This is a genomic window from Desulfoplanes sp. (assembly GCF_054921335.1).
Map to the genome: position 1 here is coordinate 12,768 of NZ_JBUDSQ010000006.1, position 15,879 is coordinate 28,646.

General features: G+C 58.7%; 14 protein-coding genes and 1 pseudogene. All 15 read right to left on the minus strand.

Annotation, left to right across the window (positions count from 1 at the left end; translation table 11 throughout):
* Nucleotides 1-2: 2 nt before the first annotated feature.
* Nucleotides 3-749 (minus strand): amino acid ABC transporter ATP-binding protein, encoded by a 747-nt coding sequence (locus tag ACY692_RS02480; RefSeq protein WP_462323751.1) that lies wholly within the window; start codon nucleotides 747-749, stop codon nucleotides 3-5.
* Nucleotides 746-1,408, minus strand: coding sequence for an amino acid ABC transporter permease (locus tag ACY692_RS02485; RefSeq protein ID WP_462323752.1), 663 nt, complete (start codon nucleotides 1,406-1,408; stop codon nucleotides 746-748). Before ACY692_RS02485 ends, ACY692_RS02480 begins: the two co-directional genes overlap by 4 nt.
* Nucleotide 1,409: 1 nt before the next feature.
* Nucleotides 1,410-2,132: an amino acid ABC transporter permease gene (locus ACY692_RS02490; protein WP_462323753.1), complete on the minus strand. Its 723-nt coding sequence runs from the start codon at nucleotides 2,130-2,132 to the stop codon at nucleotides 1,410-1,412.
* 86 nt (nucleotides 2,133-2,218) lie between these two features.
* A complete protein-coding gene (locus ACY692_RS02495; protein ID WP_462323754.1) occupies nucleotides 2,219-3,124 on the minus strand; it encodes a transporter substrate-binding domain-containing protein in 906 nt (301 codons plus the stop codon).
* 304 nt (nucleotides 3,125-3,428) lie between these two features.
* Entirely contained in the window at nucleotides 3,429-4,385 is a 957-nt protein-coding gene (locus ACY692_RS02500) for an Rpn family recombination-promoting nuclease/putative transposase (RefSeq protein WP_462323755.1), read from the minus strand.
* Nucleotides 4,386-4,718: 333 nt separating this feature from the next.
* A pseudogene (locus ACY692_RS02505) lies at nucleotides 4,719-4,988 on the minus strand (hypothetical protein); the annotation flags it as partial.
* Nucleotides 4,913-5,584 (minus strand): PEGA domain-containing protein, encoded by a 672-nt coding sequence (locus ACY692_RS02510; protein WP_462323756.1) that lies wholly within the window; start codon nucleotides 5,582-5,584, stop codon nucleotides 4,913-4,915. The gene ACY692_RS02510 and the pseudogene ACY692_RS02505, both read right to left, overlap by 76 nt.
* A 179-nt stretch (nucleotides 5,585-5,763) precedes the next feature.
* The gene (locus ACY692_RS02515; RefSeq protein ID WP_462323757.1) at nucleotides 5,764-6,363 is read right to left on the minus strand and encodes a class I SAM-dependent methyltransferase; all 600 of its coding nucleotides are present in this window, start codon (nucleotides 6,361-6,363) and stop codon (nucleotides 5,764-5,766) included.
* Between the two features lie 72 nt (nucleotides 6,364-6,435).
* The gene (locus ACY692_RS02520) at nucleotides 6,436-7,248 is read right to left on the minus strand and encodes an ABC transporter ATP-binding protein (RefSeq protein WP_462323758.1); all 813 of its coding nucleotides are present in this window, start codon (nucleotides 7,246-7,248) and stop codon (nucleotides 6,436-6,438) included.
* Nucleotides 7,241-8,182, minus strand: a complete 942-nt coding sequence (locus ACY692_RS02525; RefSeq protein WP_462323759.1) for an ABC transporter permease — start codon at nucleotides 8,180-8,182, stop codon at nucleotides 7,241-7,243. The genes ACY692_RS02520 and ACY692_RS02525 overlap by 8 nt, the downstream gene beginning before the upstream one ends.
* The gene (locus ACY692_RS02530; protein ID WP_462323760.1) at nucleotides 8,179-9,408 is read right to left on the minus strand and encodes an STAS domain-containing protein; all 1,230 of its coding nucleotides are present in this window, start codon (nucleotides 9,406-9,408) and stop codon (nucleotides 8,179-8,181) included. The genes ACY692_RS02525 and ACY692_RS02530 overlap by 4 nt, the downstream gene beginning before the upstream one ends.
* A complete protein-coding gene (locus ACY692_RS02535) occupies nucleotides 9,408-12,203 on the minus strand; it encodes an ABC transporter substrate-binding protein (protein WP_462323761.1) in 2,796 nt (931 codons plus the stop codon). Before ACY692_RS02535 ends, ACY692_RS02530 begins: the two co-directional genes overlap by 1 nt.
* Nucleotides 12,204-12,341: 138 nt before the next feature.
* Nucleotides 12,342-14,534, minus strand: a complete 2,193-nt coding sequence (gene recD2, locus ACY692_RS02540) for an SF1B family DNA helicase RecD2 (protein ID WP_462323762.1) — start codon at nucleotides 14,532-14,534, stop codon at nucleotides 12,342-12,344.
* A gap of 15 nt (nucleotides 14,535-14,549) precedes the next feature.
* On the minus strand, nucleotides 14,550-15,155 hold the full coding sequence (recR, locus tag ACY692_RS02545; RefSeq protein WP_462323763.1) for a recombination mediator RecR: 606 nt from the start codon (nucleotides 15,153-15,155) through the stop codon (nucleotides 14,550-14,552).
* Nucleotides 15,156-15,536: 381 nt separating this feature from the next.
* Nucleotides 15,537-15,839: a YbaB/EbfC family nucleoid-associated protein gene (locus tag ACY692_RS02550; RefSeq protein WP_462323801.1), complete on the minus strand. Its 303-nt coding sequence runs from the start codon at nucleotides 15,837-15,839 to the stop codon at nucleotides 15,537-15,539.
* Nucleotides 15,840-15,879 lie beyond the last annotated feature (40 nt).

Consider the following 15,879-nt stretch of genomic DNA (forward strand, 5'->3'; position numbering starts at 1 on the left):
CGTCATCCTCCCACGTTGATGTCGTAATCCATGACGCGTTCCAGAAACTGCCTGGTCCGCTCGTTTGAGGGGTGGAGAAAGAAATCCTCGGCCGTGTTTCTCTCCACGATGCGTCCCTGATCCATGAACAAAATGTCATCGGCCACCCGGCGGGCAAATCCCATCTCATGGGTGACAACCACCATGGTCATGCCCTCCCGGGCCAAGTCGGCCATCACGTCCAGAACCTCCTTGATCATCTCGGGATCAAGGGCCGAGGTGGGTTCGTCAAAAAGCATCACCGACGGTTCCATGGCCAGAGCCCGGGCAATGGATACCCGCTGCTGCTGTCCCCCTGAAAGTTCCGCCGGATATTTGCCGGCCTGATCAACCACGCCCACACGATCGAGCAGGGCAAGCCCCTGACGTTCGGCGTCCTTGCGCGGAGCCCCTTTGACCTTCACTGGCGCGAGCACCACATTTTCCAGGATGGTCTTGTGGGGATAGAGTTCAAAATGCTGAAAAACCATACCTATACGGGATCGCAGAGCATAGATGTCTGTTGCCGGATCCTGGACCCCGACTCCGTCCACGGAGATGCTGCCCTGCTGGAAACTTTCCAGCCCGTTGGTGCACCGGAGCAGGGTGCTCTTTCCGGAACCGCTGGGCCCGCAGATGACCATGGTCTGTCCCTTGGCCATGGAAACGGATATATTGTCCAGGGCCTTGTACGCTGCGTACCACAGGCTCACATTGCTGATTTCGATCACAGATTACTCCCGCATGTCCGGGGACGGTGTTCCAGTTTATGACTCGCCAGGGTCCCCAGCGAGCAGATGACAAAATACACGAGCCCGGCAAAGAGATAGAGCTCCACGGACCTAGCCTCCCTGGCGTCGACCAGATTGACCCGGCGCAGGAACTCCCGCAGGCCGATGACATAGGCCAGGGAGGTATCCTGAAAAATGACCACGGCATGGTTGACCAGAGAAGGAACCATGTTCCGCAGGGCCTGGGGCAGAATAACATGAAGTGCCAGCTGATGGGGCCGAAGGCCCGTTGCCAGTCCGGCATTGACCTGGCCGGCCGGTACCGACTGGATGCCCGAGCGGATGATCTCGGCAAAATATGAGGCCTCGTACAGAATGAAGGAGACCACCACGGCCACGAATTCCCCCAGAGAATTTCCCGTGATGAGGGGGAGCAGAAAGTAGATCCAGAAAATGACCAGAATGAGGGGAATGCCCCGGAAAAAATGAACATACACGCTGGCCGGGTAGTAGATGAGCCTGTTCTTTGAAAGCCGTCCCATGCCGAGAAGAATGCCCCAGCACAGTCCGCCCCCTATGGCCAGAGCGGCGATCTCAAAGGTCAGCGCCAGACCGCCGATGAGATAGCCCATGTTGTCGATGATGACATGCAGATCCATATCAATGTCCCCTCGTTATCATACCGGCAATATGCGTACGGGTCTCCACCTGCCACATGATCAGAGCGATGATCTGGGCAATGAGCAGATAACACAGACTGGCCGCAGTGGTCGTTTCCAGTCCGTGCCAGGTGAAGGAATCGATGTAATAGGCCGTATGCGTGATCTCCATGACCCCGATGGTCATGGTCAGGGCGGAGTTCTTGAAGCAGGTCAGAAATTCGGTGGTAAAGGAAGGAATGATGATCCTGAAGGCATAGGGGAGAATGACGTACCGATACACCTGACTCGGCCGAAGCCCTGTGGCATAGGCGGCCCGGTACTGGTCCGGAGGAATGGAGCGCAGTCCCGACCGGAATTGCTCGGCCACCCTGGATGCCGTGTACAGCCCGAGACCGACAATCCCGCACCAATAGCCATACTCGGGAACGGTATCGTACAGCCAGGTCCGCGCATCCGCCGGAAGAATAAGCGGAGCGGCGAAATACCAGAAAAAGAGTTGCACCAGAAAGGGAATATTCCTGAACACCAGAACATAGGCCAATCCGAAGCCCCGCATCCATCTGTTTCCGGAACTTCGCAGTCCCGCGATGATCACACCCACCAGCACGGCCAGGCACCAGCCGGCCAGGGACAGGGTGATCGTGGTACGGATGCCCTGGAGCATCATCTCACCGTATGGCTGACGCCACAGAACGCTCCAGTCAAACGTATAATTCAGCATAGTTGAATCCGTGATCTATAAGGACACCCTTGAGGGTTCATCTCCCGGAGCCGGGTGCCCGGCCCCGGGAGATTGCGGATCATGCGTTATTCAGGATAGCTCAAGGCCTTCAGAAGAACCTTGTATTCTTCGGTCATGGGCAGGGGGACAACACCCTTGGGACCAAACCATTTATTGTACAGGCTCACAAAGCGACCATCCTTGATCATGTGGATCAGGGACTTGTTCACGAAATCCCTCCAGTCACCCTGGTGCTTCGGAAGAATGAAACCGTAGGGCTCATAGGTCAGATAACGACCCACGATCTTCCAGTCCTGAGGATTTTTTGCCTTGGCCCGCATGCCGGCCAGCTGGCTGGCATCGGTGAAATAGGCATCGATCTTACCCTGCTGCAGGGCCAGAAATCCCTTGTTGTGTTCTTCGAACAGGACCTTTTTGCAGGCAGGCTTGACCAGACCGTCGGCAATGGCCCGATCCATCCCCTTGATGTTGGCGGTGGAGCCGCTGCCCATGCCCACACGCTTCCCGCCGATATCACGAAAGCCCTGGATGGGACTGTCTTTGGGAACGAGCAGCCGCGTCCCGGTCAGAAAATAGGGCAGGCTGAAATCGACCACGTCCTCACGGGCCAGGGTGATGGTGGTCGAACCGATACCCATGGCGACCATGCCGTTGGCAACCATGGTGATCCTGGTTTTGGGATTCATGGGGTGCTTGATCAGCTTGATCTTTTTGCCGAATTTCTTTTCAAGGTCCTTGACGACTTCCGCGCCCAGATCCAGGCCGAAACCGACCCACTTCCCCTGCGCATCGATGAACCCGAAAGGCACTGACCCCTCCCGGAATCCCATGTGCACTTCGCCGGTCTCCCCGATACTCTCGAGCAGGTTCGTTGTTCCCGCATGAGCCTGCGGACAAAAATTTCCCATCACCATGACCATGGCGACCATACACATGGTGCCCATGCTCAATGCCTGCAGCGTTCTTTTCATGACTTCTCCTTGGTTGAGAGTACAACAGGGATAACGGCCAAACCACATCGCCAAAACAACCAGTCAAAGTACATGCTGTCATGAATGTAAGACAAATCGTTTTTCAAGATAGCTGAACTCGATATCGATCTGATTTATCTATGTCATTGCAACATCTATCCAACCAATTCCACTTTACTCAAAGCAGATTCCGGCAGCATCCGCATTGGCCGATAAAAGTCTTTGCTGCTTGAAACGCAAAAACGCCCGCACGGGATTTCCTCCCGGCGGGCGTTTTGCGTGTCTGCTTCTCTATGATCCCGATTTAGTCCTTGATGACGTCCTCGATAGTCGCGGCATCCAGGATACGCTCGGCCCAGAGGTCGAGCTGTTCCGGGGTGGCATTGCGCAATTTTTCCTGAATGCGCGGGTCGAGATAGCTTCCGAAACGCTTGCGAAAAAGACGATTCAGAATGGCGTTGCGCCCCAGTACTGCCCCCTCCATCCGTCCTTCGGTTCGTAGTTGTTCAGCCACTGTCATGATCATATCCTCCTTGCTCGCAGAGAGCGTCTTGCAAATCATATCATGCATATCTTCCCTGGGGATGTCCATGGTCTGTACCAGGTAACGGAAGATGACCTCCAGCCACCGCATAGACGACTCGCTCTCGTCGAGTTTACCAAGTTCCCTGAAAATCTCCATGACATACTTCAGCGTTCTTGGCCTGTTCTTGGCCCGGAAGCAGAGAAGTACCAACTTCAAAAAGATGATCCCCTTGATCTCCTGCTCGGAATCCGGGGAAAAATCCAGAAAGATCGTGTCGAAATCCGGCACATAGGCTTCAAAACCCGGGTCGGGCAGTTCGATCAGCTCGGAAAGACGGACCGAAGACCTCACGGTCGAACCATGATAGACAATGATGGGGATGATCAGGGGAAGGTCAACCGCATCCGAATGCTGCTTGAGATACAATTCCCAGATCTCGATCAGATACCGGAGCACCTGCAGCACAGCGAAACGGTCATCATAGCTCTTGTGCTCGAACAGAAAATACACGAACCCGGTCCGATCGTTGGAAAAGGACACCTCGTACAGCAGATCCGAAAAGCGCTCGATCTGATCCCGATCCACAAAACTGTCCTTGCTGATGGACAGGGTATCCATCCGGATATGCTCGGTAATTTCTTTCGGCAGGTAATTACCCAAAAAATCCGCTGCCAGCTCCTTCCGGCTCAGGGTTTCCTTGAACAGGGTATCATGGATGTTGTTGATCTTGGACATGGCTTAACGGATAATGCATTCAGGATGATCGGGCAAGGGGATGCAAAACGCCCGCACAGAATCTCCTCCCCCAAAACCAACGCATCCCCACCAAAAACCCATCACATCTACACATCCCGTAGGGGCGGATTCAATATCCGCCCGTTTTGATCGAGCCCCGGGAGGCGAGGAAAAACAAACGCCCCGGTATCAACAAAATAAATATACAATCAACATCGGCATCCGAAACGGTAGGATATCTTCAATGCGGTTATCATTGCCCAATTCGTTACATGGGCGATTCGTGAATCGCCCCTACGCTGAAAAAGGACACGTACAGGCACCAAAAGGCGGTCAAACATAGCCAGGTGAGGGTGCCCCCCTTCCACAAAAAACAGGAAACAGGGCAGAGCCTTCGGATATCCCTACCAGCTCTGCCCTGTCTGCACGATTCGACGGCATCGCTGCCGTACGGGATACCATGCCTGGACAGGGAACAAGACGGCCCGTTTTGCCGTGGCAAAACGGATTCTGCTGATTCCCCGTGCTCAGAAGGCGGAAGCCCAGATTGCTGTTCGCGTTGCCCGGAGAATTCCTGTTGCGATTGGCCGCCCGCACATTCCTCGGGTTGTTGTTCCAGCTGCCACCGCGATTGACTCGGTTGGACCCGCCTTTACGGTCATGGCTCCCAAATTTTCTGCCCGGGTGAAAAACAAGTCAGATGTGCCATGGTGCTGGTCAGAGAATCCGCCATCCGGGTTTCCGAGATCGCCCCTTTTTCCCAGCGTGCTATCTGGCGCTGCATACGACGCAGACTTCTGGCCCTGTTTGCCGGGCGTACCCTGATCATGCCCCGGAAAACCCGCATGCCGAGAAAACTGATTCGCTGTCTCCACAGGATGATTTTTCCTAAAAAGTTTGGTGATATTGAGGATATCCCTGCCATATTTGCCCACACGCTTCTTCCCGAATCCCTTGAGCTGACGGAGTTTTTCCATGCTGTCCGGCATGCCCGTCACGGGATCACGCCATTCCCTGCCCGGTGCTCCGGCACCAACCGCAGCAGCTTCAGCCTCCAGCTCGAAATCAACATACACATCCTCTCCCTGCTCCACCGCCACAGTCCGCCGCAGGGTCTGATACCCGGACTTGCTCACCAGAACATCGTAGGTCCCGGCATCCAGTTCCATCCCCCTCGAATAGGCAGGGCCGATATTCATGATCCGTATTTGCGTACAAAAATACCCGATGTCATCGGTTGTCCGATGACATCGGGTATGGGTACAGGATTTTTCGTCCCATCTCAAGGGAGGAAGGCGGTTTTAAGCTTTACGTTTTAGGATAAAGGACGGGAGAACGTGTCATGTCCTCTATTACCCGTCCTCTACACCGGCTCGATTCAGGAATCTCCCGTTGTGAGGGGATAGCTGTCTTTCTGGAGCACATATCCCAGCCAGAGGTCTTCGGGACGCAGGCGGGAAACCTGGGTTCGGGCATCCACGACGATGAGGCCGAGATCACGAAATATCTTTCTGAGGTCATCGTCCTGCCAAAGGACAAAAGTTCGCCCGTCGCTGTGGGTGCGGGTTCCATGGCCTTGCTTGAGGGTGAGCAGCCCATGGCCGCCGGGGAGGAGGGAGGTGAATATTCGGGCCAGAATTCCGGGGAGGGTTTCCGGTTCTACATGGACCAAAGCCCCCACAAGAACGACCCCCTGGGCCCGGATGCGGGAAAAATCGAAGTCGCTAAAATCGGCCCGGATCACCGGGCAACCGGAATGATTGCGAGCCAGGCGGGCAAGGCCTTGGGATCGTTCGATGCCCACTGGCTGATGACCCCGTTCGCTCAGCCATTTCAGGTCCCGCCCGCTGCCGCAGCCTATATCCAGAATGCGGGAAACCGGCGGAAGCCTTTCCTCCAGAGGGGCGAGGAAGGACGAGGGGTCGATATTCCTGGTGGCTCGGAAATACGTCTCGGGATCAGTTTCGTAGATGGTCATGATAGGACAAAATGGTCGCCGGGTTACAGGAAAAAACCTACGCAAACGACATCGCCTCCGGCCCAGCCCTCCTCAACCATACTGGGCTGCAAGCATATCGGCCACGGTCTCATCGAACAACTCCCGCTTGGCAACGCGATCAAAGGTTTCCATGAGATCCGGGATGCGTACCCGTTTCTTTTCCGCATCCGCATAATCATCCACAATCCGCCCCTTGTGCATCATGATGATCCGATCCGGCATGTCCACGGCCTGCTGCATGGAATGGGTGACCATGAGGGCGGTCAGGTTGTCGCGCTCGATGATCTCCCGGGTGAGCTCGGCCACCTTGGCCGCACTCTTGGGATCGAGGGCCGCGGTGTGCTCGTCCAGAAGCAGAAGATCAGGCTTCCTCCACGTGGCCATGAGCAGCGTCAACGCCTGTCGCTGCCCCCCGGACAGGGTGCCCATGGGATTTTCCAGCCGGTCCTCCAGCCCCATCTTCAGGGTCAGGACCTTGTCGCCGATCTCGGTGCGCATCTTGCGACCAAGGGCCATGGTGAGCCCCCGCCGGCATCCCCTGCGCATGGCCATGACGATGTTCTCGGCAATGCTCATTTCCGCCACGGTCCCGGCAAAGGGATCCTGGAACACCCTGCCGATATGGGCAGCGCGTTTGTATTCGGGCAGGCGGGTGATGTTTCTGCCGTTCAGTTCGATGGTCCCGCCATCGGTCAGAAAGGTTCCGGCAACAGCGTTCAAAAGCGTACTCTTGCCCGAGCCGTTGGTCCCGATGATGGCGGAAAAACACCCTCCATCCAGGTGCAGGTCCACCCCGCGCAGGGCCCGGACCTCGTTCGCGGTTCCCGGAAAAAACGTTTTCTGGAGGCCCGTCACCTTAAGCATGGCCCACCCCCTGGAACATACGCTTTCTGACGGCGGCCACAGCATGGGGGGCCACCAGGGCGGCGAACACGAACAGGGCGGTCACCAGCTTGAGATCGTTGGGATTGAGCCCCCAGCGCAGGGCAATGGCGATGAGCAGGCGGAACAGGATGGTCCCCAGAACGGTCCCGGCAATGGTCAGACCGATGCCCGCCTTCCCCACCAGGGCCTCGCCGATGATGATGGACGCCAGCCCCCAGACCATCATGCCGATCCCCATCTGCACATCGGCAAACCCCTGGTACTGGGCGAGCAGGGCCCCGGACAGGGCCACCAGGCCGTTGGCAAGGGCCAGGCTGAAGACGATCATGGTGTTGTTGTTCAGCCCCTGGGCCCGGGCCATCTGGGCGTTGCCCCCGGCGGCCCGAAGACCGGTGCCGAAATGGGTGTGCAGGAAATAGTGGAGTGCGTATCCCGTCAAAACACAGATAAGCCCGCTGCAGATAAAGGTAGCCACATCGGAGACAGGCACGAGCCAGCCGAAAAAATCCATCTTATCCCCCTGGGCGGCCAGGTGCGAGAGCAGCCGTTCCATGGGCGACGACAGGGTGGACACGTCAAGCAGGGGGATGTTGCTCCTGCCCATGACGCGCAGATTGATGGAATAGAGCGCCGTCATGACCAGAATACCGGACAGGAGTTCCTGGATCTTGAACCGGGTATGCAGAAGCCCGGTGACCATACCGGCGCATCCACCGGCGAGCACGGCCGCCCCCGTTGCCAGCCAGGGATTGACGCCCTGGGAGATGAGTACCGCAGTGATGGACGCGCCCAGGGTGATGGAGCCGTCCACCGTGATATCGGTGAACCGGATCATCCGGAAGCTGATGAGCGTCCCCAGGGACAGCAGGGCCAGGATGAGCCCCATGGTGAAGGAACCGATGAGCAGACTCATGCGAGCACCTCCGGATTTGCAAGAGGTGAACACCACAGGGCCCCCCGGATGAGCCCGGTTTCCCCGAGTCCAACGGCAGGCCGGTTGTCGTCCACAAGATGCATCACGGCCCTGGGTGGCGGACCGTCCAGCCATTTCTCCACGCTCCTTCCAAGCTCGATGATGCCGTTGGGCAGGGGCTGATAGGGAAACACGGCTCCATGGGCGTGCAGCAAAAGATCAGAACGGGACGGCAAGGCGGGCAGAGATGCAGAGGTCGGGACCCGTGCCCCCGGTGCAACCACACCGGTTATGAGTGCCTGTTCGTGGGCAAAGATGCGTTCCCCGCAGAAGCTCAGCCAGTCGCGGATCTCGGGAAAAACAATGTCCTGGCCGGGCATGATGGCACCGGGCGACCGGGTCAGGGACCCCCCGACCACCCCCTCGATCTCGCCCATGATCGCGAACCCGGACGCTTTATTCCCGGTCAGTGCGAGCACCCGGTCCATGAGCCGCGAGAGTTCCCATACCGGCTCTTCCTGCGAAGATTCGAAACGCAGGAGATGGGACATGCCCCCCCTGGCAAGCAGGGCCTGGGCACAGAACAGGGTGGGCACGAAATCCTTTTCCGCGAGCATGTAGTCGGGGCGGGACCGGTCGCTGGGCGGCTGATGGACCACATGCCCGGCAACGGCCAAAAATTCACCCATATGCTCCCGGGCCAGATCGTAATCCCGTCCAACGCATCCTATCCCCAATGCAAACCCATCCGATGCGCAGCGCATCAGCCGGCACATGTTCCGGTCCACGGGATTCCACGGGGTCCAGGCGGATACGGTTGTCAGTTCCAGGGAAGCCTGCGCATCGAGAAGATGGACCTCGCATCCGGGCACGCCCTGGTCCGCATCGTCCGGACCCCTCTCTCCGGTCCCCGGATCTTCGGGCATATCTGCTGCCAGCCACTGGGCAAATCCCGAGCAGGTCAGAGTCTCGCGAACGATGCCGTAGGCGTTGACCAGGGAAAAGCCTCCTGCAACGGCCCGCAGCTCCTTGTGCAGAATGAGCAGGGACCGGATGCCCGCCGAGCTGAGAAAGACCAGCCCGGCCGCATCAATCACCATGTGGTGCTCGCCCTGACGCACGGACTCGCGCAATTCTTCCAGAAAATAGTCGGCCCAGGAGGCGTCCAAGCGCCCTTCGGCCTTTATGAGCAGGTAGTTCCCTGCCTTTTCCCGTGTCAGTTGCATCAAGGATTCCTCATCGTGGCTTTCTGGAGCAATTCGGGACCCAGGTGCATGCCGTATGACCGGGCCAACCCCTCGTTGAGGATGAGTTTTTCGGCCTGGGTGTTGGTGAACGGGATGTCGGCCGGATCTTCACCCTGCAGGACGCGGATGGCCTTTTCCCCGGCCTCGAGACCGGCGTCGAAAAAATCCCTGGACAGAGTGAGCACGGCCCCGGCCTTGACCTGGCTGGAATCGAACCCGAACACCGGCAGACCATTGTCACTCGCCTTCCGGGCCAGATGGACGAACCCGGGCCGGGTGGTGTTGTCCATGATCTGTGTCACGGCCTGGATATCGGCCCGACACAGCACGTCTGCGGCCTGGGCGGTTTCCGCGCTCCCGGTCACGGGCACCGCCACCAGCTCGATGCCGCGCGTTGCCAGGATCTCGGCCCACCGATCCTTGTACAGGACGCTGTTCACTTCGGCCGGGGTGAACAGGGTGCCCACCTTCGTGATGCCGGGCATGAGTTCGGGCAGAAGTTTGGCCAGCCCCCCAAAGGGTGACCTCGTTGTCACCCCGGAAATATTGGACAGATGGTCGGTCTCGCTCTTTCCGGCCCCGGCCAGGACACCGTCGGCCACTCCGGTGAACACGATAGGGGTATCCTTGCCTGCCAAACGGATCGCTGCCTGCAGGCAGGGCGTGGAAATCACCATGAGCAGATCCACATGGTCCGACTTGACCGTGGTCATGATGCTGGAAAGCGTGGTCATGTCACCCTGGGCCGTGTAGATGCGCAGGGTGTAATCCTCATCCTCCACCAGCCCGCCCCGGCGCAGTCCTTCGAGCAGACCGTCCCGGCAGCTCTCGGAAAATGCCGTTTCATTGTACAGGACCATGCGCAGGTCCAACGGCGATCCATCCCGTTTCCCGGCCGCATCACGGGGATGGATGACCACCTGGCTCCTGGTCCCTTCAACGGGCAGATCCATGGGGTTCGTTCCGGCCAGCACATCGGCTGCCAGATGCCCGGACTGCCGCCCCCAGCTGAAATAATCGTCCCCCACGCACCCGGTGGCCCCCTGATTGATGAGGGAGGCATCGGTGGTGAAGATGGGAATACCGGCCCCCGCAGCCTGTTTGTGGATCACGGGAAAACCCGCGCAGGCCACATTGTCCGCAGAGACCACCAGGGCCTGCATGCCGCGGCCGATCAGCGACTGGACCCCCATGGAGAGTTCCGGGGTATTGGACGCGGTGGTTTCCAGAATGGTCAGCCCGTGCGTCTTTCCTGCCTTGCGCAGCCGCTCCACGGAAATGACCGCATTGCGCTGGGCCGGACTATAGATGGTCCCCACCGTATGGATATCGGGATCATAGTCGAGGACCATATCCACCAGGGCCCCCAGTTGGGGATCATCGTGCACCCCGCAGAAATTCGCGGGCCTGCCGTGGGGAAAAATCCCCAGTTCCTCGGGATCACTGGCCACGGTAAAAACGACCGGAAGTTCTTCGACCTGTTTGGCCGCAGCCATGAGCACCGGGGTGGTCACGGTCACCAGGAGATCCGCCCCCTTGGTCACGGCCGTGTCGATCATCTGGGGGACCAGGGCCATGTCGCCCTGGGCATTGTATGTGGTGAGCACATAATCCTCGCCCGGAACGAGCCCGCGATCCGTCAGCCCCTTTTCCACCCCCTTCTCGGCCTGTTCCAGAACCTCGGCATTGGTCAGATTGATCATGGCCACCCGGGCAGGACCGTTGTAGCGCGAACGGACAATCCCCTTTTTTCCCTTTTGGGCCAGTGCACGGACCCCATCGGTCATGGTCCAGGAAGGGGCAAAGCGGGCCAGGACCTTTTGGTCCACCTTGAGCCGCTCGGGCACGGTATTGTCGATGGGAAACGAAGAGGGGGCACGCCCCTTGAGAATGGCCACGGCCATATCCCCGGTGTACCGGCCCACGGTCTTGTAGTCTGCGCCCAGTCCGAGGATGGCCCCCTTGTGAACGTCTTCGGGATCGTTGGTGAACACGGGCACTCCGGACTGGCCGGTCAGTTTGAAGACCATGTCCGCCGCCGCCTGGACCACACTGTCCCCCCCGATCCACAAGGCCTGGATGTCTCTGGCCAGCAGGGAACGCAGGGATTCGCTGACCCCGGAGGTATTCCCGACCGTAACCTCGACCAGGTCCATGCCCAGCCGTTCACACACGGACCGGGCCTTGCGCACACAGGCCTCGGAACATTGCTCTCCCGGATTCCAGACCACCCCGACCCGTTTGAGAGACGGATTCAGTCCATGGGCGATCTCAAAGACCCGGGTTACCGGCTGGAAGGTTCCGATCCCGGCCAGATACGGGGGATGGTCTTCAGGATTCCTGCCGGTGATCCCAACGCCCGCGCCCAGAGGATCGGTGACCGCCCCGAACACATGGGTCATCCCCACCCCCTTATTGGCATTGGCCACCACCTGCAGGGCAACGGTACTCGAGGTAATGACCATGTCATATCCCCGGCTGACGATTTCCCGCCCGATGGCGTTGGCCGTTGGTATATCTCCCTGGGGATTGTACAGGTGCAGATTGCCCTGGTCCGGCGCCACGAACCCGTTGTCCCGGAGCCGTTCGATGATTCCGGAGACATGCAGGTCGATAAGCGGGGTGGACGTGATCTGCATGATGGCGATTTCCGGCAGCGAGGTCCTTTGAAGACGCGAGGATTGCCTGTGACCGAGGTCCGAAACCAGCAGAACGGCCGAGGCCAGGGCGATGAGCAAGAGAGCGGGAAAGAGGCGTTTCAGATAGGCAGACATGAAGAGTCCCGGGAAAAATGATCCACCAATACAATGAGAGAGGGACACCGGATGACCACAATCATCGAACAAGGTCTCCGGCATACAAAATCATCGGAATTTCATATGGTTTTTCAACTAGCTTGGCCAGTCTTAAAATCAGAACGCATCCCGCAACCGGTAGACCAGATGGGTGAACCGCTTGGAGCTTTCCTTGTTCTTGAGCCCGATGGACAGGGCCCGGTGGGAGCCGAGCATCACGGCCAGTTTCCTGGCCCGGGTGAGGCCCGTGTAGATGAGGTTTCGCTGCAGGAGCATGAAATGCTGGGTGACAACGGGCATGATCACGGCCGGGTACTCGCTGCCCTGGGACTTGTGCACGCTCACGGCATAGGCAAGGGAGAGCTCGTCCAATTCGTCGAACCCGTATTCCACCTCCCTGCCCTCGAAATCGATCTCCAGCGTCTCGTCCTCGCGGTCCATGGAAACGATCCAGCCGAGGTCGCCGTTGAACACGTCCTTGTCATAGTTGTTGCGCATCTGCAGGACCCGGTCACCGACCCGGTATCTGCGCTGTCCCTTTTTGACCTCCTGGCCGTGGGGGTTGAGCCGCTCCTGGAGCAGGGTGTTCAGGGCGATGGTGCCCACATCCCCCTTGTGCATGGGGGTGAGCACCTGGACATCTCGCAACGGATCGAGACCGTAGACCTCGGGAATCCGCTCGCAGGCCATCTTCAGGATGAGCTGCTGGATGCGCAGGGGATCGTCGTTTTCGACCCAGAAAAAATCCGCATGGGGAACCGGCTTGGTCGCGCCCAGAGGGAACTCGCCCTCGTTGATCCGATGGGCGTTGACCACGATCATGCTCTCCTTGGCCTGACGAAAAATCTTTGTCAGCCGCTTATGGGGCAGAACCCCGCTTTCCAGGCAATCCCGGAGCAGATTGCCCGGCCCGACCGGAGGAAGCTGGTTCACGTCGCCCACGAACACGATCCTGCAGGTCAGGGGCAGGGCCCGAAGCAGGTGCAGGCAGAGGACGCAATCGAGCATGGACACCTCGTCCACGATGATCGCATCCACGTTGAGTTTCTTGTCTTCGTTGAACACGAATCCGCCATCGCCCATGGGATCGTACTTGAGAAGACGGTGGATGGTCGAGGCGGATCGGCCCGTGGCCTCGGCAAGCCTTTTGGCCGCCCGGCCCGTGGGCGCGGCCAGCTTGACCTCGAGCCCCAATGCATTCAGGGACCAGGCCACCATCCGGGTGATGGTCGTCTTGCCCGTTCCGGGACCCCCGGTAATGATGTACACCTTGTTCCGACAGGCCCCGAGCACGGCATCGCGCTGCTCTTCGGACAGATCCACCCGAGAACGTTGTTCCTGCTCCGCGATGACCCCCTGGAGCTTTTCCCCGTCCACACGGACAGAGTGGGACACAACGGCCTGGAGCCTGGAAACGATCTCCCGCTCCATACGGTAAAAAAAATGGGGGTACACGGCCTGGTGCACATCCTGCTCATCCAGATCCTCGATGACGATGCGTTTGGACTCCTGCAGCCTGTCCAACCCGTCCCGGAGCAGATCCGCATGGATATCGCCCAGGGCATGGGCCGCCTTTTCCAACAGACCGTCACCCGGATAGAAGAGATGGCCCCGTTCCCCCTGCTGATAGAGCAGATACATGATCCCGGCCTGTATGCGTTCGGGCGAATCCTCGGCAAACCCAAGTTTCAGGGCCATGGCGTCGGCCGTTGCAAACCCGACCCCCCGGATCTCATAGACCAACTGGTAGGGGTCCTGCTTGAGCCGCTCCACCGCCTGGATGCCGTAATGCTTGAAGATCTTCCCCGCAAAGGTCGGGGCGATCCCGTAGGTCTGCAAAAAAAGCATGAGGGAGCGGATCTCCCGCTGCTTCTCCCAGGACGCGGTGATCTTGCCGAGGGTCTTCTTGCCCAAACCGGAAACCTGGAGCAGTTGTTGGGGATCCTCGTCGAGAATATCCAGGACATCGGCGCCGAATTTTTCGACCAGCTTTCCGGCCATGGTCGGTCCGATCCCCTTGATGCATCCCGACCCCAAATACCGTTTGATCCCGTTGATCGTGGCCGGAAGCACCTGCACGCAGGTCGCCGCCTGGAACTGTCTTCCAAACTTGGGGTGGTCCTTCCAGGTCCCGGTCAGCTCGAGCATCTCCCCGGGCACGACCTCGCCCATGGTCCCGACGGCCGTGACCTGCCCCGGCTCACCACGGGCCCTCAACCGCGCAATGACAAACCCGTTTTCGCTGCTGGCAAAAACGATGCTCACCACCTCACCCTTGAGGGTTCTGGTCTGTCCGTTGTCCTGGGTCACCTATGCTCCAACGCGTCAAATTTTCTGCCGGTACTCGAGGGATTGGCGCAGGGTATTCCTGTCCATGTACTTGACCTCAGCTCCCAACGGAATGCCCTGGGCCAGCCGGGTGATCCCGATATGGGGAAAGTTTTTTTCAATCATGTTCTTGAGGTATGATCCCGTGGCCTCGGCATCCCCCGTGGTCCCAAGGGCCAGGATCGTTTCCCGAACACTTCCTCCGGCCAGCAGCCCCCTGAGGCCGTCCAGATCCAGATCCTTGGTATTGATCCCGTCAAGCGGGGAAAGCAGCCCCCCGAGGATGTAGTACCGCCCCCGGTATCCCCCGGCCTCTTCCATGACCAGAAGGGCATCCCACTCCCCGACCACGCAGAGTTCACCGGTCTCCCGCCTCGGATCGGCGCAGATGGGACAGGGGTCCGTGTCCGACAAGCTTCCGCATACGGAACAGATGGACAGGTTCTCGCGCAGGGAAAGGATGCTCTGCCCGAGTCCACGGGCCTGGGACCCGGGCCATTTGAGTAGGGTCATGGCCATGCGCAGCGCGCTCTTGGGACCGACTCCGGGGAGAGAAGAAAGTCGGTCGACAACGTCTTGCAAGGGTTTAGGAAGATTTGCCAATACGTCCGTCCTCTCGAAAAGTGGCATGCCCGCCCGAAAACCGGACGGGACATGGATAGGGATCGGAACCATCATTCCGATCCGGGGATATTTACCCTTCTAAAGGTAGTGAATTCTAGAAACTACAGGCAGTTAAACCAAAACCACTTTGGAATATGGGGTTGTTGTCGAACCTCTGATCCAAGGGGTGCCCCTACGATTGGGTTGCCTTGAAGGTACATCCAAAATCCATTTTGAAAACTTCGTGTTCCAACGTGGTTCCGGTCTACCATGCAGGACCTCAATTTATTTACTCCCACAATCTTTTGTTTTTTATGGGCTGTGGGTACGGGACAGGCGTACCGATCCATCCCTGCAGGCCAGGTTCTCGAAGGGGCGTTCCTAAAACAACCCGGGAATCTTCATCCCCCCGGTTATCTGTCCCATTTCCCCCTCGACCATGTCCGTGGCCTTTTTCAGGGCCTCATTCACGGCCGCAAGGACCAGATCCTGGAGCATATCCACATCCTGTGGGTCGACCACGGCCGGATCGATGGATAGGGACAGAATTTCCTTGGCCCCGGAGGCCTTGACAGAGACCATCCCCCCGCCGGACGAGGCCTCGACGGTCTTGGTCTTGAGCTCATCCTGCATCTGGGCCATTTTTTTCTGCATCATCTGCGCCTGGCGCAACATATCATTCATTCCCATGACGGGTTTCCTCCTTGGGATTGGTTGGTCTGGG